This window comes from Neobacillus cucumis (assembly GCF_016908975.1).
Lineage (GTDB): Bacteria > Bacillota > Bacilli > Bacillales > Cytobacillaceae > Neobacillus > Neobacillus cucumis.
On sequence record NZ_JAFBEX010000036.1, the window covers coordinates 1 to 14,329 of the forward strand.

Sequence of the window (14,329 nt, forward strand, 5' to 3'; positions counted from 1 at the left end):
TTTGTTTTGAAAAAAATCAAAGCCTGTGAAATTTTACTGCTCGTAAAATTTCACAGGCTTTTTAGGTTCTAGGAGGGGTTTTGTCCCAGCCTCTTATTTTTCTTTTATGCTATGCCTGCCTATTGATATAATAGGGGCAAAGACTGAAATTAATGGGGAATCTACATGAAAAAATTATTATCACTCTATCAAAATTCCATCTTTTTTCCCAGCAAGCCGGAAAATCCATCTGAACGCTTCATCTATTTCTGCAATGAATTACAGGATGAATGGATTGGAATCCCTAAAACAGATCTCAATGAAAGGGAAATAAATCTCCTTCAAACATTCTATACTCTAGTGGATTTTCCAAGCTCCACCCTCCATCCTACTGTTAGAGAATGGCATAGTTTCTTATTTTCAAATGGTCCCTTACCTAGTCACTTTCTCGGAAATACGCTTAGAATCATTCAATTTGATATTAGTGGAGGCCGAGCAAATCAACCTGAAATAGAATCTGCTTTAAAAGGATTTTTCACTGAAAATGTGTTGATTATATGGGAAAGTGGTAACCGAGGAATTGTGGTTGAAGCAAAAAATACGTTTTCCCTTTCAGAAGAAGATATCCATTTAATGTCCGAAACATTAGAAAGCGATTTCTATTTAAAGGTTTCTTTTTATATCGGTAAGTATTACCTTGTTTCGGAACGGTTACCCAGCAAATTTCTTCAAGAAAAGGAATATTTTATATTCGCCATCACAAAGTTACACCTGTCAGAAATATATACGTTTGAGCGGGTATTTCCTGCTTATTTAGCCTATCAATTGCCAGCCGATTTACAGAAAAAAGTGAGTCAAGAAATAGTAGGTTTATTCTATGAGGATCATGAAATGTTCTCTTCCATTAAAGTTTTTCTTGAAAACAATTTAAATGCCAGTCTGACTGCCAAAAAGTTATATATCCATCGAAATACATTACAGTATCGGATTGATAAATTTATCGAAAAGACTGGAATTGATCTTAAGGATTTTTATGGAGCTTTTACTGTTTTTTTAGCTTGTCTTCTTTATGAACAACAGAACTGACAACATGCCCAAAAAAGCGTTTTCTTTTTTTGTGCATATTGTCCATATGTAAATGTTTTCATTCCCTGTAAACTAAAGATACAACTTATTCAGGGAGGAAGAGAGAAATGGCTGAATTAAAATTAGATCATATTTATAAAATTTACGATAATAAAGTAACGGCGGTACAGGACTTTAACTTACATATCGAAGATAAGGAGTTTATCGTTTTTGTTGGACCATCAGGCTGCGGTAAATCAACAACACTACGTATGATTGCAGGTCTTGAAGATATTTCTAAAGGCGACTTCTACATTGATGGAAAAAGAGTGAATGATGTAGCTCCAAAAGACCGTGATATCGCCATGGTATTCCAAAACTATGCTTTATATCCTCATATGACTGTTTATGATAACATGGCTTTCGGATTAAAATTACGGAAATTTCCAAAAGACGAAATTGACCGTCGTGTGAAAGAAGCAGCGAAAATCTTAGGTTTAGAAGCATACTTAACCCGTAAACCGAAAGCACTTTCAGGTGGTCAGCGCCAGCGTGTTGCCCTAGGTCGTGCCATTGTTCGTGATGCAAAAGTATTCTTAATGGACGAGCCATTATCAAACCTAGATGCGAAACTTCGTGTAGCGATGCGTGCTGAAATCGCCAAGCTTCACCGTCGTCTTGACACTACTACCATCTACGTTACCCATGACCAGACAGAAGCGATGACAATGGCGACACGTTTAGTTGTAATGAAGGATGGAATCATCCAGCAAGTTGGTTCACCTAAAGAAGTATATGAAAAGCCAGAAAATGTGTTTGTTGGCGGTTTTATCGGCTCTCCTGCTATGAACTTCTTTAATGGCAAATTACAAGATGGAAAATTTGTGATTGGTAATTCTACGATTTCTGTTCCAGAAGGAAAAATGAAATTCCTTCGTGACCAAGGTTATGTTGGAAAAGAAATAATCCTTGGTGTACGACCAGAGGATATCCATGATGAACCAGTCTTTATTGAAGCATCAGTTGGCACAACAATTAAAGCACATATCGATGTTGCTGAGTTAACAGGAGCTGAGTTAATGGTTTACTCTAGTCTCGGCGGTCAAGACTACGTCGCCCGTTTAGATTCACGTGCAGATGTTCACCCTGGAGATACTGTAGAACTTGCCTTTGACTTAAATAAAGCACATTTCTTCGATGTTGATACTGAATCACGAATTAGAACGGTTAATGAAAGATAATTAAGAAAAGCGCAAGCGCCTTGGTCAGCCCCGACAAGCATAAGCCACTCCCAAAAGGAAGGTGCTTTTTGCCTTCATTTTGGGAGTGGCTTTAGACCATCGAGGAGCTAGGCGCTGGAGCTAGACAATTCTCAAAGTCGAAATTAATACTTTCTTATCATTTAAGAAAACGCCCCGTTATCACAAGGTAACGGGGTTTATTCTTTTATAAATATCACTTCATCGTTATGACAAGCGGGACATCTATAAAGATGCGGACATTTTTGACCGCAATTTGTATCAGGATACCCATCCTCCAATTTCATTAAATCAATTTCCATGTACGGACTGTAATCATCAAAAAAATCAATTAATCTGCCTGCTTCCAACAATGGTTCACCACAATGGGTACACAGTAAGTAGACTTCCCTAAGACCATTACAAACTGGGCATATAGACATTTATATTCACCCTTTAATAAAAGATATTATTAGTGTGTGTTAACTTATCCACCATATGTAATGTAATAAATTCCCAATTAGTTTTTTTGAATAGAACTTCAAAATTTAATCATAATAAGATTACAAAGCAACAATTACACCGATGGATGAAACCAACAAACAGGGTAATCCGGTGCAACTCCGGATCATCCAACCAAATGAATTATCTCCAATTACTAATATTCTTTATCAAAGCCATTGATAATATGGGTTAGGCCAGGTGGCAATATTATGGTTCAATTCCATACTGACCCCAAAATTAATAAGAGGAGTGTTATTCAACTATGGCAAGTAACAACAACTCTAATCAACTTTTAGTACCAGGCGTCGAGCAAGCACTTAGTCAAATGAAGTATGAAATCGCTCAAGAATTTGGCGTAAATCTTGGAGCTGACACTACTTCACGTGCTAACGGATCTGTCGGAGGAGAGATTACCAAGCGTCTTGTAGCTATGGCAGAATCTCAACTTGGCGGCGGCTTCTCTCGCTAATCTTTAACAACTTTTAATTGTACAAATTAATAATATGGCTAAGCCCCCTCCTTCAAAGGAGGGGGCTTTCATTTTGTTTATAGAAAAAGACTACAGACAAGTCTCGAGCCTATGATTTCATAAATGTATATCCTATATAATAAGAAAGTATTAAAAAACTACCAATCGCTAAAACCACTGAATATTCCGACATATTCATCCCACCCTCTTATTTTAACTTAAAAATATCATAAAGAGTGGATGCAGAAAGTGATAAACATTACACTTTTTGTGATTTTCATCATAAATTATTTGTTGTCCTACTGAAAATTATGTTTAATTATTCGTTATGGGCTAATTCTTTAAATCGCTGTTTTGTCAGTTTTTCATCAAAGCTTGAGAATATGCGGTAGTTCTGTTCATCTAATATCCGAAAGTGCTTGCTTAAAATATTTTGCTGCAGGATATAACCGTTTTTTTGTGAAATACCTCTCCACCAAACTCGCCCGCCTAGTGTTTTTCTTTTCCGAAGATCGATTCCGTTTAGGGCAACTGTCTCTAATACCTCAAGGGGTTCATTTCCAAATAAAAACTGAACTGTTTCGGTTTCTCGAAATAGGGCACAAATGGAAACAACGGTCGACCAGCCTGCTAAGACTCTGCCTTTTTCTATCTGTACAAGTGTTTTCTTTGAGACCCCAATTATATCCGCCATCTTATCCTGTGTATATCCAGCTTCTGTCCTGATTAAACGAAGCTTTTCAGAAACCATCATAATTATTTCATCCCTGTTCACAGAAAGCCCTTCCTTCAATTTCCTCTAGTGTAATTTTACACAAGTTACTTTAACTATTCAAATTACATGAATAAAAAACTGCTATATTTGACTATAGCAGTTTTGAATACTTTATATTTAATAATTGTCTAGCTCCAGCCTATTGGCTATGGCGCCTATACATTTCGTGGTGGAATGCTGCACTGACTGGAACAAGAATTTTTCAAATCACAGGCGGCGCATTTTCCCTTTTTGGACCTATTAATGAATTTTACTAAAGCCCAAGTGGCGTATCCAAATATTGCCACACCAATCACTATACTGGCAATCATTAACTCCACCCTTTCTTGATGTTACATTAACCCAAACAACTTTCCACCTTGGTAAATAACCAACGATAATACGTAGGCAATGGCGAACGCATAAATCATTGAAAAAGCGGTCCATTTTTTTGAGCCAGTTTCCTTATAAATGGTTGCGGTCGTAGCCAAACATGGAATATATAATAAAATAAAGACCATAAAACTATATGCTGCAAGCGGAGTATAGTAATGAGCTAGTAACCCTTGAAGGCTTGCATCATTAGGAACAAAGTAAATGATATTCATGGTTGAAATAATCGCTTCTTTTGCCAAGAAGCCTGTTATTAAAGAAGCTGCTGCCTGCCATGTTCCAAAGCCAATCGGATTAAAAATAGGTGCTATCGTATTACCGATAAGAGCTAAATAACTATGATCCATATTAACCTTTAACCCATCAGGTCCTGCATAGGATAACAACCAAATAAAGACAGAACCAGCAAAAATAAATGTTCCAGCCTTTCTAACGAATCCCTTCCCTTTATCCCATGTACTTCTCCATAACGATTGAAATTGTGGAAGCCTGTAAGGAGGCAGTTCGATAACAAATAATGATGTTTCTGACTTTAATAATGTTTTTGAAAAGACCTTTGCTAAGGTTAACGCCACTACAATTCCTAACACATATAGGCTTAGGACAACGAAAGCCTTATGTCCTGCAAAAAAGGCTCCAACAAATAAGGCATATACCGGTAGACGAGCTGAACACGACATTAACGGTGTTAAAAGGATGGTCAAGAGTCTCTCCCTAGGAGTTTCAATTGTTCTTGCAGCCATAATCCCGGGAACATTACACCCAAAGCCAATCATCATCGGGATAAATGCTTTTCCATTTAATCCTACTGATTCCATAATACGGTCCATTACAAGGGCCACACGAGCCATATATCCAGAATCTTCTAATAAGGAAATAAAGAAAAAAAGGATAAAAATTTGCGGTACAAATACTAGTACTCCGCCAACCCCTGCAACTAGTCCTTCAATAATAAGTGCATGAATAAAATCTGATGCGTGAATGGCGCTCAAAACTGACTCGAATCCGGTCGTGACTGGTCCCGTTAAAAGAGCATCCAGCGAATCCGATAATGGTGTGCCCAGCCAATCAAATGTCAGCATAAACATCAAATACATGAGCAATAAAAAGATTGGCATTCCTAGAAATCGATTGGTCACAATACCGTCGATTTTTTCAGACAGTGGTAAACCAGAGTCGTTCCTGTTTGCTACTTCAGCAACGATTTTTTCAATGACTTCTTTTCGTTTCGCATAAATAAAATTGGAAAGTGACTTCGCATTTAATCGCGCTTGCAGCTTGTCTTCCAGGTTGTTTAAAATTTCGTCTATTTTTTGAGGATTCGCAATACTGTGAACATAGTTTCGAACATATTGATTTCCCTCAAAATATTGAACGGCAAGAAAACGGCTGGAGTGGATCGTCTTCCCCATAATTTCTCCTGTAAATGACGAAATCGCCTCTTCTACCTCTTTGCCATAGTACACAAGGTGTTTATTAGCAGGCTGAATTGATTTTGTTGAAATTACATCTACCAGCTTGTCACAGCCTTTTCCGCTTCGAGCTACCACTGGCACAACCGGTACACCAAGAACCTTTGCAAGTTTTGAAGCATCAATCTGAATACCGCGATTATTTGCAACATCAATCATGTTTAAACCAATTAGCGCAGGCTTTTCATACTCAAGCAATTGCAGTGTCAAATGTAAATTCCGTTCTAATTGCGAAGCATCTAATATATTTAATAAGCGATCGACAGATTCATTCAAAAAGAAGGAGGTAACAACACCTTCATCTTTTGATAAAGGATTAAGAGTATATACACCAGGTAAATCTATCAATTTACCAATGTTATTCTTGAAAACTCCAACTTTCTTCTCAACCGTCACACCGCTCCAGTTACCAACATACTCATAGGAACCTGTTAGATTATTAAATAATGAAGTTTTTCCAGTATTGGGGTTTCCAATTAAAGCAATTTCCATTATATTCTCTCCACTTCAATATGGACGGCTTCTTTTCTACGAATCCCTACACATTGTCCGCATGATTCGATCATTATAGGTCCACCAAACGGCATCACACATTTCACACATACTTCAGATCCTTCAGTAATTCCTAAATCGAGTAAACGTCTTTGTACGAGGTGACCAACATTTGAAATATCAATAATTTTTCCCTTATCTCCTGCTTTAAAAGAACCAAACATGCCTATCACCCTATCTATGTTAATTGAGAATGATTATCTTTCTAAATGTATTTTATCACTTTTTCTAGATGAAAAGCATAATAAATTTGACAATTGTTCGAAAAAAATTGGCCAGTTGTTTAATTTATGTAAAATTAAAAATAATTTCTTTAAATATAAAAAGGATTTTTTCAATCATCAGCGAATTTTAATCATGATAATCAGTTTGGAAAAACCATAGGGGGAAACAACATGTTTACGGGAGAAGAAACGGATTTAATCGCCTTTTATTCTCAAAATAAAGAGCAATTAGTACAAGAATGGGAAAATGCCATCATGATCCATCATGGTGATCCCTTTAAAGGTAAAATTCGTGAAAATGGAGAAGCATTACTTAATGTCATCTTAACGATGGATCGTATAACAAAAGAAGAATTGTTAGAGATTATCGAAAAAATCGCTATCGATATATCAGAAGAACGAGTGATGGCGGATATTAATATTGGTGATTTTGTCTACAATGTCAATATTGGCAGAACTATTTTATACAGTTACTTAAGTAAAACAGGGTTAGAATGGTCCAAACTGCAGAAGTCGATTAACGATATTAATTTTTGCTTTGATAAGTTTTTATATTATGCTGTATCCCACTACTCTGAGGCAAAAAATAAAATTATTGAAGAAAAGACCATGTTTATTGACTCTACCCACCAAGATCGTTTAACCCTTCTCGGCCAAATGACCTCAAGTTTTATTCATGAATTTAGAAACCCGCTAACATCGGTTCAAGGTTTTATTCAATTGCTTAAAGCTGATTATCCAAATATGAGATATTTAGACATTATTTCAAGCGAATTAGATCAGCTTAATTTTCGCATTTCTCAATTCTTATTACTTTCAAAAAAAGAGCTGATTGGTAAGGAAAAGGTAAACTTCAGTTTAATTCATTTAATTGATGAAGTTTTAAACTTCCTGTACCCTAGTATTCTGGATGGCAAGGTAAAAATTCAAAATCATTTAACTGATGATTTTGAATTAAACGGCTATGCAGATGAAATAAGGCAGGTGTTTATTAACATCATTTTCAATGCAATTGATGTTCTCAATCACCATGAAGTCACAAACCCAACCATTGAGATTAATTGTTTGTTAGAAGATGAAAATACCATCAAAATTAGCATTTCAAATAATGGTCCGGTAATTCCTCACGAATTGCATAAAACCATTTTTGAACCTTTTTTCACTACAAAAAAACTCGGAACTGGCTTAGGTTTGTTTGTATGTAAGGAAATAATTGAAAAGCATAAAGGAAAATTAACCTGTGACTCTTCACATGATAAAACAACCTTTTCTATTTATTTACCATTAGCATCGGAAGCATCCGATGAGTAAGAAAATAATCCAAACACATCAATCCCACTTTATTAAGCAGGGATTTTTTTTCTATTTAAAATTCCTCACTCCCTCTGGCCTATTGTGCATATGATGTAAGAAATCATTGTTCAGGAGAATAGGCCAATGTTTACATTAAAAGTGGATCATGAAATCGAACTTCAATTGTTTCAAAGACAACATGCTTTAACACTCTTCCAACTTATCGAAGAGAATCGTGAACATTTACGGAAATGGATGCCATGGGTCGAAAGTATGACCACCCCTTATCAAATCGAATCCATTATCCCTGTATGGCTTAATCAATTTGCTGAAAACAGCGGATTGAATGTGGGGATCCTTTTTCGCGGGGAACTGGTGGGCTCACTAGGCTTGCACCAAATTGATTGGTATAACAGTATGGCGAGTATAGGTTATTATTTGGCTAAAAAAGCAGAAGGTCATGGGATTATAACTAGGTCAGTTAAAGCCCTGTTGAATTATGCCTTTTTTCAACTCGGTTTAAACAGGATTGAAATTCGCTGTGGAGTAAAAAATAATAAGAGCCGGGCCATTCCTGAGCGGCTGAGATTTGTTACTGAAGGAACAGTTCGGGATGGGGAACATTTAAATGGGCATTATCACGACCTTGTTATCTACAGCATGCTAGCGAGAGAATGGAATCCCATGCAAGCCTAGATGCTGACCCAAAAGGTCGTTGAATAACGACTCTTTTGGGTCAGTTTTTTATTTACTTTCCCTTTTTCGTGCTAATTCGAAAACTGGAATGATTCTAGAGGGATTTTCCCTATATTTTTTTGCTATTTTTGTTTTTTTTGGTACTTCATTAAATTATGTGCAACACAAATAAGACCCCAATCCGTTGTATTTTTGGATAGGCCTCTTTAATACAAACCTCTTTAACTCCTGATTGTGTTTAATTTGTCTAAATACCGGCTTCGAGGTCGATTAGACGCGCAAGATGTTGTTGGGGAATTAATACTTGAATATTCCATTGGAAGAGATAATTGCTTCGTGTTATACTGTTTGTACATAAGAAAATCGTTTCTTTCTCGGTTAGTTGGTTGTGGTGACTTAATTATACCAGAGAGAACGATTTTCTTATTTTTTTTGCATAAAAAAGGGGTGCCCCCCTAAAAATTATACTTTTGGGACACCCACATACACCAAGGTATATATAATAAGGTTTTTAATTAGTTACTGATTGAGTTTTGTTCGAACTTATCTTACACAATTTCATTTTTTTATCGAATAATAACTACCTATATTTAAATATTTCCTCTGAATTCAAGCGTTTCACTTCATAAAAAAATACTTGAATAAATTTTTTGGTATTTACTCGGGTTTGAGATGCATGTATTGTTGTATTTCTTTGCAATTCCTTGATCCTTTGGTGGACGACGGTAAAATCAAAAAATTTTGAAGCATAATTTTCAAACTTCGGATTTGAAAAATCTGTTAAACCCAGAGACGCTAAATGATTTAACGAATGAGTAATGGCCCTGCGAATGCGTTGTTCGGAAGCTTTTATCTCTCGATTGATATCGACTTGTGTAGCTGATAGTCCAAGTTTTTTTTTCGATATTTGTACAAATATATCTTTAAGGGTTGGAAAATGTTGTTCAAAAGTATGAGTAAGTTCATACTTAAATAAATACTGAAGAATTTCTATTAAATCTTTATGACCATTTTCTCCTACGATCCCTAACTCAGCCAAAAGAAATTCCCCGACCTCTAGAATTCTTTTTTCATTTAGAATATTGGATTTGTCAACTTTTGGCTGATTCAAATTTAATAAACTATTTAATGAGGTTTGGATAACATTAATCGATCTTTCTAAATTGATCCGTTCAATAACTTTTCGAATAACTGTTAATACTTCAATACGATTAATTGGTTTGCTAATATAATAATCGATCCCGAGAGAGTAAGCTTCACCAATTAGTTCTTTTGATTCAACTTGTGAAATCATGATAATTTTTCCAGAAAACTCATCTTTTATATGACGAATTGTTTCAATACCATCGCGGATTGGCATTAATAAATCAATAAATAAAATATCAATTTGTTTTAAATTCAAAATGTGTCCTTCTAATAGGCAGCCATCTTCCGCTTCCTCCACCACCTCTCCTACATCTTCGTCTTCAATTATTTGACTTAAGATTGAACGTATAGCTCTATCATCATCAGTTATAAAAAAACGCATGGAACCACCCTTATCCTTTCTGTATCAAATTAATAGTTGGTAACTGGATTGAAAAGACAACGCCGTTGTTATGATTATTCTGAAATAACATCTCTCCCCCAAGGTCTTTCACTACTTCTTTTACATATGAAAGTCCAATCCCTGTTGAAGGTGTTCCTAAATGATCATACTTCGAGGTAAATCCAGGCTGAAAGATAGCATCTTCATATTTTGCAGGGATGCCAGGTCCAGTATCGGAAACTTGAAATTCAACAGTATCGCTAAGTTCACGCAACCTTAAACTAACGCTTCCCTTTTCTATAATTGCTTCCACTGCATTCGCTACTAAATTATTGATGAGAGATAACACGGTATAAACATGATAATTTGGATGCTTCCCTTCTACCGAATATAAAAATTTAATCTCTTTTCCTAGTGAATCGGCATATTTTTCATTTATTCGTATAATTAATTGAATTAAATCAGCAGGATTCATATAGTCTTGAAAACTCTCATTAGTTATTAATTTTGAGAGCCCTGCAAAAATCCGTTGGTTATCTTTTTTAACTTCATGAATTTCACCAGCAATACGTAATAACTTTTGACTAAACTGCTGTTTAAATACATTATGTCGTTTTTCCTGTTCTTTTAAATTGCGATATAAATCATAAGATTCCTTTGTAATATTCTCTGTATTTTTTAATGTTTTTTTTAAATAAATCTTTTCCTCATATAAATTGGAAATAAGCATTAACATATGTTCATTTTGTTTTCTAATTTGTCTTTCCCTCTTCTGTACTTCATACAGTTTCATCATATTAAAAAAGCTTAGAACAATAAAACTGTGGGTAAACGCTATCATGATCATCTCATTTAGTTTTGCGAAGGTTATGGTTGTTTCTAACACGAAATATTGAATAATTAGTTCTACAATGTCGGACACAATTTCAATTAAAAAGCCAATAAATCCAATCATCAAGGGTCTATTTTGAAAGCGGTTGGTCTTCACTAAAAAAAAGAGGAAAGAATAAGTGAAATAATAGAAAAAACTTGGATACTGGGCTTGGAAAGAGGATGTCCAGTCAAAACTCTCCTGCTCAATAAGGTCTAAAAGAATGCGAAAATTAACAACCGCTGTTCCTGTTAAAAAACCTGGTAAAACTGCTGGTGTTTTCTGCAGCAATAACAAAAAAAAGAAAAATGCTGGGGCACCTAAGCTTACTCGAAATGTTTCATTTAAAGGATAAAACTTTATTTCACCTGCTAGTGGAACGGTTAACACCATTAGAACAAGAATATAGACGTCTTTTTTAACTAAAGTACTTAGGCTCAAGGAGTCACCTCCGAGTTTTATTTGAAATCAGTATACAGTCTCATCAACCTCAATACAACGCTTAAATTATTATAAGAAATCTATTAATAAATGGGCTAACCCTATTTTTGAAATATATTTTGTAGTTTTTTTGTAGTTTTCAGTCGGATTATATAGTTCAAATTATAAATTAAAGTTATATTTTTATGGAAATATTGTGTAAGCGCTTAAGTTTTTATGCTTTTTATACCAGTCTATTATTATTTTTTCAGTAGAAGGTATTAAAGGTATGAAGTTTTAATTCAAAAATAAGAGAGGTGGAAGGATATGGTTGAAGAGATGATTAAAGACCAAAACGATAAGCTTTATAGTCAAACGAATGCTTCTTTAGATGAATGGGTTGCACATTTTAAATCTCATGCTATTAAAGGAAAAACCGCCAATTATATTCCTGCTTTAAGAAAGAAAGACTCATCGCATTTAGGCATTTCCATCATAAGACCGGATGGAACAACGATAAAGTCAGGGGATTATGAAGTATCTTTCACATTACAAAGTATATCAAAAGTGCTCAGCTTTATAGCCGTATGCTTGAGCTGTGGTATTTCTTATGTGTTAGAGAGGGTTGATGTAGAACCAACTGGGGATGCCTTTAATTCAATTATTCGTCTAGAAATGCATAAGACGGGAAAGCCGTTTAACCCAATGATTAATGCCGGAGCGATTACCATAGCTTCACTTCTACCAGGAGAATCTTCATACAAAAAATTAGAAGTTCTTTATAAATTAATCGAAAAATTGATAGGGAAACGCCCGGCTATTAACAACGAAGTGTATCAATCTGAGTGGAAAACATCTTACCGAAATAGAGCTTTAGCTTACTATTTAAAGGAAACGAATTATTTAGAATCGGATGTAGAGGTAGCTTTAGAAGTTTACATGAAACAATGTTCGATAGAAGTTAACACAGAAGACATAGCCTTGATTGGACTGATTCTAGCACACGATGGATTTCATCCTATTCGTCAAGAACAAGTCCTGCCTAAAAAAGTAGCTAAATTAGCCAAAGCTTTGATGCTTACTTGTGGAATGTACAATGCTTCGGGTAAATTTGCGGCATTTGTCGGTTTGCCAGCCAAAAGTGGTGTATCTGGGGGCATTATGGCACTAGTTCCCCCAAACGTCAGAAGTGAACTACCTTTTCAAAACGGATGTGGTATTGGTATATATGGACCAGCTATTGATGAATATGGGAATAGCCTAACAGGTGTTATGCTATTGAAGCATTTAGCACAAGAATGGGATCTAAGTATTTTCTAATGGGCATCATGTAGAAACTTTGCTTCTGGTGAGAACTAAAAGGAAGACAATAAGTCGCTAGATTTTTATATTCTGATATCAATCTAATAAACTTTTACTGGAGTGATGAACATGCAACAATTGCATGATATTATTATCTTTTCAAATGATTTTCTATGGTCAAAGTTATTGATTATTATGCTAGTTTTATTCGGTCTTTATTTCACTTTTAAATCGAAATTTGTACAGTTTCGAATGTTGAAAGAAATGGTCCGCGTTTTAATGGAGGGGAGAACTGGTTCTAAAGAAAGCATTTCCCCATTTCAAGCGTTCTGTGTTGGAATGGCGGCACGCGTTGGAACAGGTAATATCACAGGAATTGCAATTGCGATTGCATTAGGCGGTCCTGGAGCGGTATTTTGGATGTGGATTATTTCTATTATTAGCTCAGCATCCAGCTTTATAGAAAGTACGTTAGCACAAGTCTATAAAGTAAAAGATAAAGACGGTTTCCGTGGCGGCCCATCCTATTATATGGATAAAGGATTAAACAAACGTTGGATGGGAATATTTTTCTCCATTTTAATTACACTTTCTTTCGGTCTTGTATTCAATTCTGTACAATCAAATACGGTTACAATTGCTTTTGAAAACGCATTCGGTACAGATCGTTTAACTGTAGGGATTATCATGGCAGTTGTTTTCGCTGCGATTATCTTTGGCGGTGTGAAGAGTATTGCAAAACTGGCTGAATACAAGGTTATGCTTTTAGCTGTGTTATACATTGGTGTTGCATTGTTTGTCATAGCTGCGAACATAACTAAAGTGCCGGAAATTCTTTCTCTTATTGTTAAAAATGCGTTTGGCTTTGAACAAGTGGCAGGTGGTTCACTTGGAGCTGCGCTCATGAATGGAGTTAAACGCGGCTTATTCTCGAATGAAGCTGGTATGGGGAGTGCGCCAAACGTTGCCGCAACAGCAACAACAAGTCATCCGGTAAAACAAGGACTTATTCAAGCATTTGGCGTATTAACTGATACACTGATTATCTGTACAAGCACAGCATTTATTATTTTACTTTCTGATGCTTACAAACAACCAGGGCTAAATGGTATTGCACTTACACAAGCAGCATTAAGTGAACATATTGGTTCATGGGCATCAGGCTGTCTTGCCATCTTTATTTTACTATTTGGATTCGGTGCGTTAATTGGTAACTATTATTACGGGGAAACAAACATTCGCTTTTTACATAAAAGTAAAGCATGGTTGATGCTATACCGAATAAGCGTATTCGCCATGATCATATTCGGTTCAGTTGCAAAGATTCAACTTGTATGGGATTTAGCTGATTTATTTATGGGTTTAATGGTGATTGTAAACCTAATTGCCATTCTTCTATTATCAAAAGTGGCATTTAGTGCATTAAACGATTACATTAAACAGAAAAAGGATGGTAAAGATCCGGTATTTTATAAAGACACTATTAAGAATCATGAGAACATTGAATGTTGGGAACTCTCTCAAGTTGATTCAACCGTAGAAAAGGAAAAGGCCATATAATAATAAGAC

General features: G+C 35.5%; 14 protein-coding genes and 1 pseudogene. 7 read left to right on the forward strand and 8 right to left on the reverse strand.

Features of this window, described 5'->3' with window-relative positions; genetic code table 11:
* Nucleotides 1-165: 165 nt before the first annotated feature.
* Together JOC76_RS27195 and JOC76_RS27200 are read left to right on the forward strand one after the other, a co-directional pair.
* On the forward strand, nt 166-1,065 hold the full coding sequence (locus tag JOC76_RS27195) for a PucR family transcriptional regulator (protein ID WP_205181938.1): 900 nt from the start codon (nt 166-168) through the stop codon (nt 1,063-1,065).
* 107 nt (nt 1,066-1,172) lie between these two features.
* The gene (locus JOC76_RS27200; protein ID WP_205181939.1) at nt 1,173-2,285 is read left to right on the forward strand and encodes an ABC transporter ATP-binding protein; all 1,113 of its coding nucleotides are present in this window, start codon (nt 1,173-1,175) and stop codon (nt 2,283-2,285) included.
* Nucleotides 2,286-2,482: 197 nt separating this feature from the next.
* Here the strand turns inward: JOC76_RS27200 and JOC76_RS27205 are convergent, their stop codons facing one another.
* Nucleotides 2,483-2,725, reverse strand: coding sequence for a hypothetical protein (locus JOC76_RS27205; protein WP_205181940.1), 243 nt, complete (start codon nt 2,723-2,725; stop codon nt 2,483-2,485).
* A 323-nt stretch (nt 2,726-3,048) separates the two neighbouring features.
* Here JOC76_RS27205 and JOC76_RS27210 point away from each other — a divergent pair, with 323 nt between their 5' ends.
* Complete coding sequence (locus JOC76_RS27210) at nt 3,049-3,255, forward strand: alpha/beta-type small acid-soluble spore protein (RefSeq protein ID WP_205181941.1); 207 nt, start codon at nt 3,049-3,051, stop codon at nt 3,253-3,255.
* Between the two features lie 319 nt (nt 3,256-3,574).
* On the opposite strand, the gene JOC76_RS27215 is transcribed toward JOC76_RS27210, so the two are convergent.
* The 4 genes from JOC76_RS27215 to JOC76_RS27230 all read right to left on the reverse strand — a co-directional run bounded on the left by JOC76_RS27215 (nt 3,575) and on the right by JOC76_RS27230 (nt 6,590).
* Nucleotides 3,575-4,030 (reverse strand): helix-turn-helix transcriptional regulator, encoded by a 456-nt coding sequence (locus tag JOC76_RS27215; protein ID WP_205181942.1) that lies wholly within the window; start codon nt 4,028-4,030, stop codon nt 3,575-3,577.
* A gap of 155 nt (nt 4,031-4,185) precedes the next feature.
* Entirely contained in the window at nt 4,186-4,341 is a 156-nt protein-coding gene (locus JOC76_RS27220) for a FeoB-associated Cys-rich membrane protein (protein WP_205181943.1), read from the reverse strand.
* Between the two features lie 21 nt (nt 4,342-4,362).
* Nucleotides 4,363-6,366, reverse strand: a complete 2,004-nt coding sequence (gene feoB, locus JOC76_RS27225; protein ID WP_205181944.1) for a ferrous iron transport protein B — start codon at nt 6,364-6,366, stop codon at nt 4,363-4,365.
* Nucleotides 6,366-6,590, reverse strand: coding sequence for a FeoA family protein (locus tag JOC76_RS27230; RefSeq protein ID WP_205181945.1), 225 nt, complete (start codon nt 6,588-6,590; stop codon nt 6,366-6,368). The genes feoB and JOC76_RS27230 overlap by 1 nt, the downstream gene beginning before the upstream one ends.
* 231 nt (nt 6,591-6,821) lie before the next feature.
* Between JOC76_RS27230 and JOC76_RS27235 the strand changes: the two genes are divergently transcribed.
* Together JOC76_RS27235 and JOC76_RS27240 are read left to right on the forward strand one after the other, a co-directional pair.
* Nucleotides 6,822-7,961: a histidine kinase N-terminal domain-containing protein gene (locus tag JOC76_RS27235; RefSeq protein ID WP_205181946.1), complete on the forward strand. Its 1,140-nt coding sequence runs from the start codon at nt 6,822-6,824 to the stop codon at nt 7,959-7,961.
* Nucleotides 7,962-8,087: 126 nt separating this feature from the next.
* The gene (locus JOC76_RS27240) at nt 8,088-8,639 is read left to right on the forward strand and encodes a GNAT family N-acetyltransferase (RefSeq protein WP_205181947.1); all 552 of its coding nucleotides are present in this window, start codon (nt 8,088-8,090) and stop codon (nt 8,637-8,639) included.
* Between the two features lie 122 nt (nt 8,640-8,761).
* Here JOC76_RS27240 and JOC76_RS31000 read toward each other — a convergent pair.
* The 3 genes and pseudogenes from JOC76_RS31000 to JOC76_RS27250 form a co-directional block, all read right to left on the reverse strand.
* Nucleotides 8,762-8,900: pseudogene (locus JOC76_RS31000) on the reverse strand (transposase); the annotation flags it as partial.
* 319 nt (nt 8,901-9,219) lie between these two features.
* Nucleotides 9,220-10,167 (reverse strand): response regulator, encoded by a 948-nt coding sequence (locus JOC76_RS27245; RefSeq protein ID WP_205181948.1) that lies wholly within the window; start codon nt 10,165-10,167, stop codon nt 9,220-9,222.
* Between the two features lie 10 nt (nt 10,168-10,177).
* Nucleotides 10,178-11,431 (reverse strand): ATP-binding protein, encoded by a 1,254-nt coding sequence (locus tag JOC76_RS27250; protein ID WP_205181978.1) that lies wholly within the window; start codon nt 11,429-11,431, stop codon nt 10,178-10,180.
* Between the two features lie 366 nt (nt 11,432-11,797).
* Here JOC76_RS27250 and JOC76_RS27255 point away from each other — a divergent pair, with 366 nt between their 5' ends.
* Complete coding sequence (locus tag JOC76_RS27255; protein WP_205181979.1) at nt 11,798-12,778, forward strand: glutaminase; 981 nt, start codon at nt 11,798-11,800, stop codon at nt 12,776-12,778.
* A gap of 111 nt (nt 12,779-12,889) precedes the next feature.
* Nucleotides 12,890-14,320, forward strand: coding sequence for an alanine/glycine:cation symporter family protein (locus JOC76_RS27260; protein ID WP_205181949.1), 1,431 nt, complete (start codon nt 12,890-12,892; stop codon nt 14,318-14,320).
* Nucleotides 14,321-14,329 lie beyond the last annotated feature (9 nt).

Coding starts and splice junctions, on each gene's coding strand:
- feoB (WP_205181944.1), bottom strand. CDS start 6,366: ATGGAAATTGCTTTAATTGGAAACCCCAATACTGGAAAAACTTCATTA.
- JOC76_RS27195 (WP_205181938.1), top strand. CDS start 166: ATGAAAAAATTATTATCACTCTATCAAAATTCCATCTTTTTTCCCAGC.
- JOC76_RS27245 (WP_205181948.1), bottom strand. CDS start 10,167: ATGCGTTTTTTTATAACTGATGATGATAGAGCTATACGTTCAATCTTA.
- JOC76_RS27250 (WP_205181978.1), bottom strand. CDS start 11,431: ATGGTGTTAACCGTTCCACTAGCAGGTGAAATAAAGTTTTATCCTTTA.
- JOC76_RS27240 (WP_205181947.1), top strand. CDS start 8,088: ATGTTTACATTAAAAGTGGATCATGAAATCGAACTTCAATTGTTTCAA.
- JOC76_RS27235 (WP_205181946.1), top strand. CDS start 6,822: ATGTTTACGGGAGAAGAAACGGATTTAATCGCCTTTTATTCTCAAAAT.
- JOC76_RS27200 (WP_205181939.1), top strand. CDS start 1,173: ATGGCTGAATTAAAATTAGATCATATTTATAAAATTTACGATAATAAA.
- JOC76_RS27210 (WP_205181941.1), top strand. CDS start 3,049: ATGGCAAGTAACAACAACTCTAATCAACTTTTAGTACCAGGCGTCGAG.
- JOC76_RS27205 (WP_205181940.1), bottom strand. CDS start 2,725: ATGTCTATATGCCCAGTTTGTAATGGTCTTAGGGAAGTCTACTTACTG.
- JOC76_RS27255 (WP_205181979.1), top strand. CDS start 11,798: ATGATTAAAGACCAAAACGATAAGCTTTATAGTCAAACGAATGCTTCT.
- JOC76_RS27230 (WP_205181945.1), bottom strand. CDS start 6,590: ATGTTTGGTTCTTTTAAAGCAGGAGATAAGGGAAAAATTATTGATATT.
- JOC76_RS27260 (WP_205181949.1), top strand. CDS start 12,890: ATGCAACAATTGCATGATATTATTATCTTTTCAAATGATTTTCTATGG.
- JOC76_RS27220 (WP_205181943.1), bottom strand. CDS start 4,341: ATGATTGCCAGTATAGTGATTGGTGTGGCAATATTTGGATACGCCACT.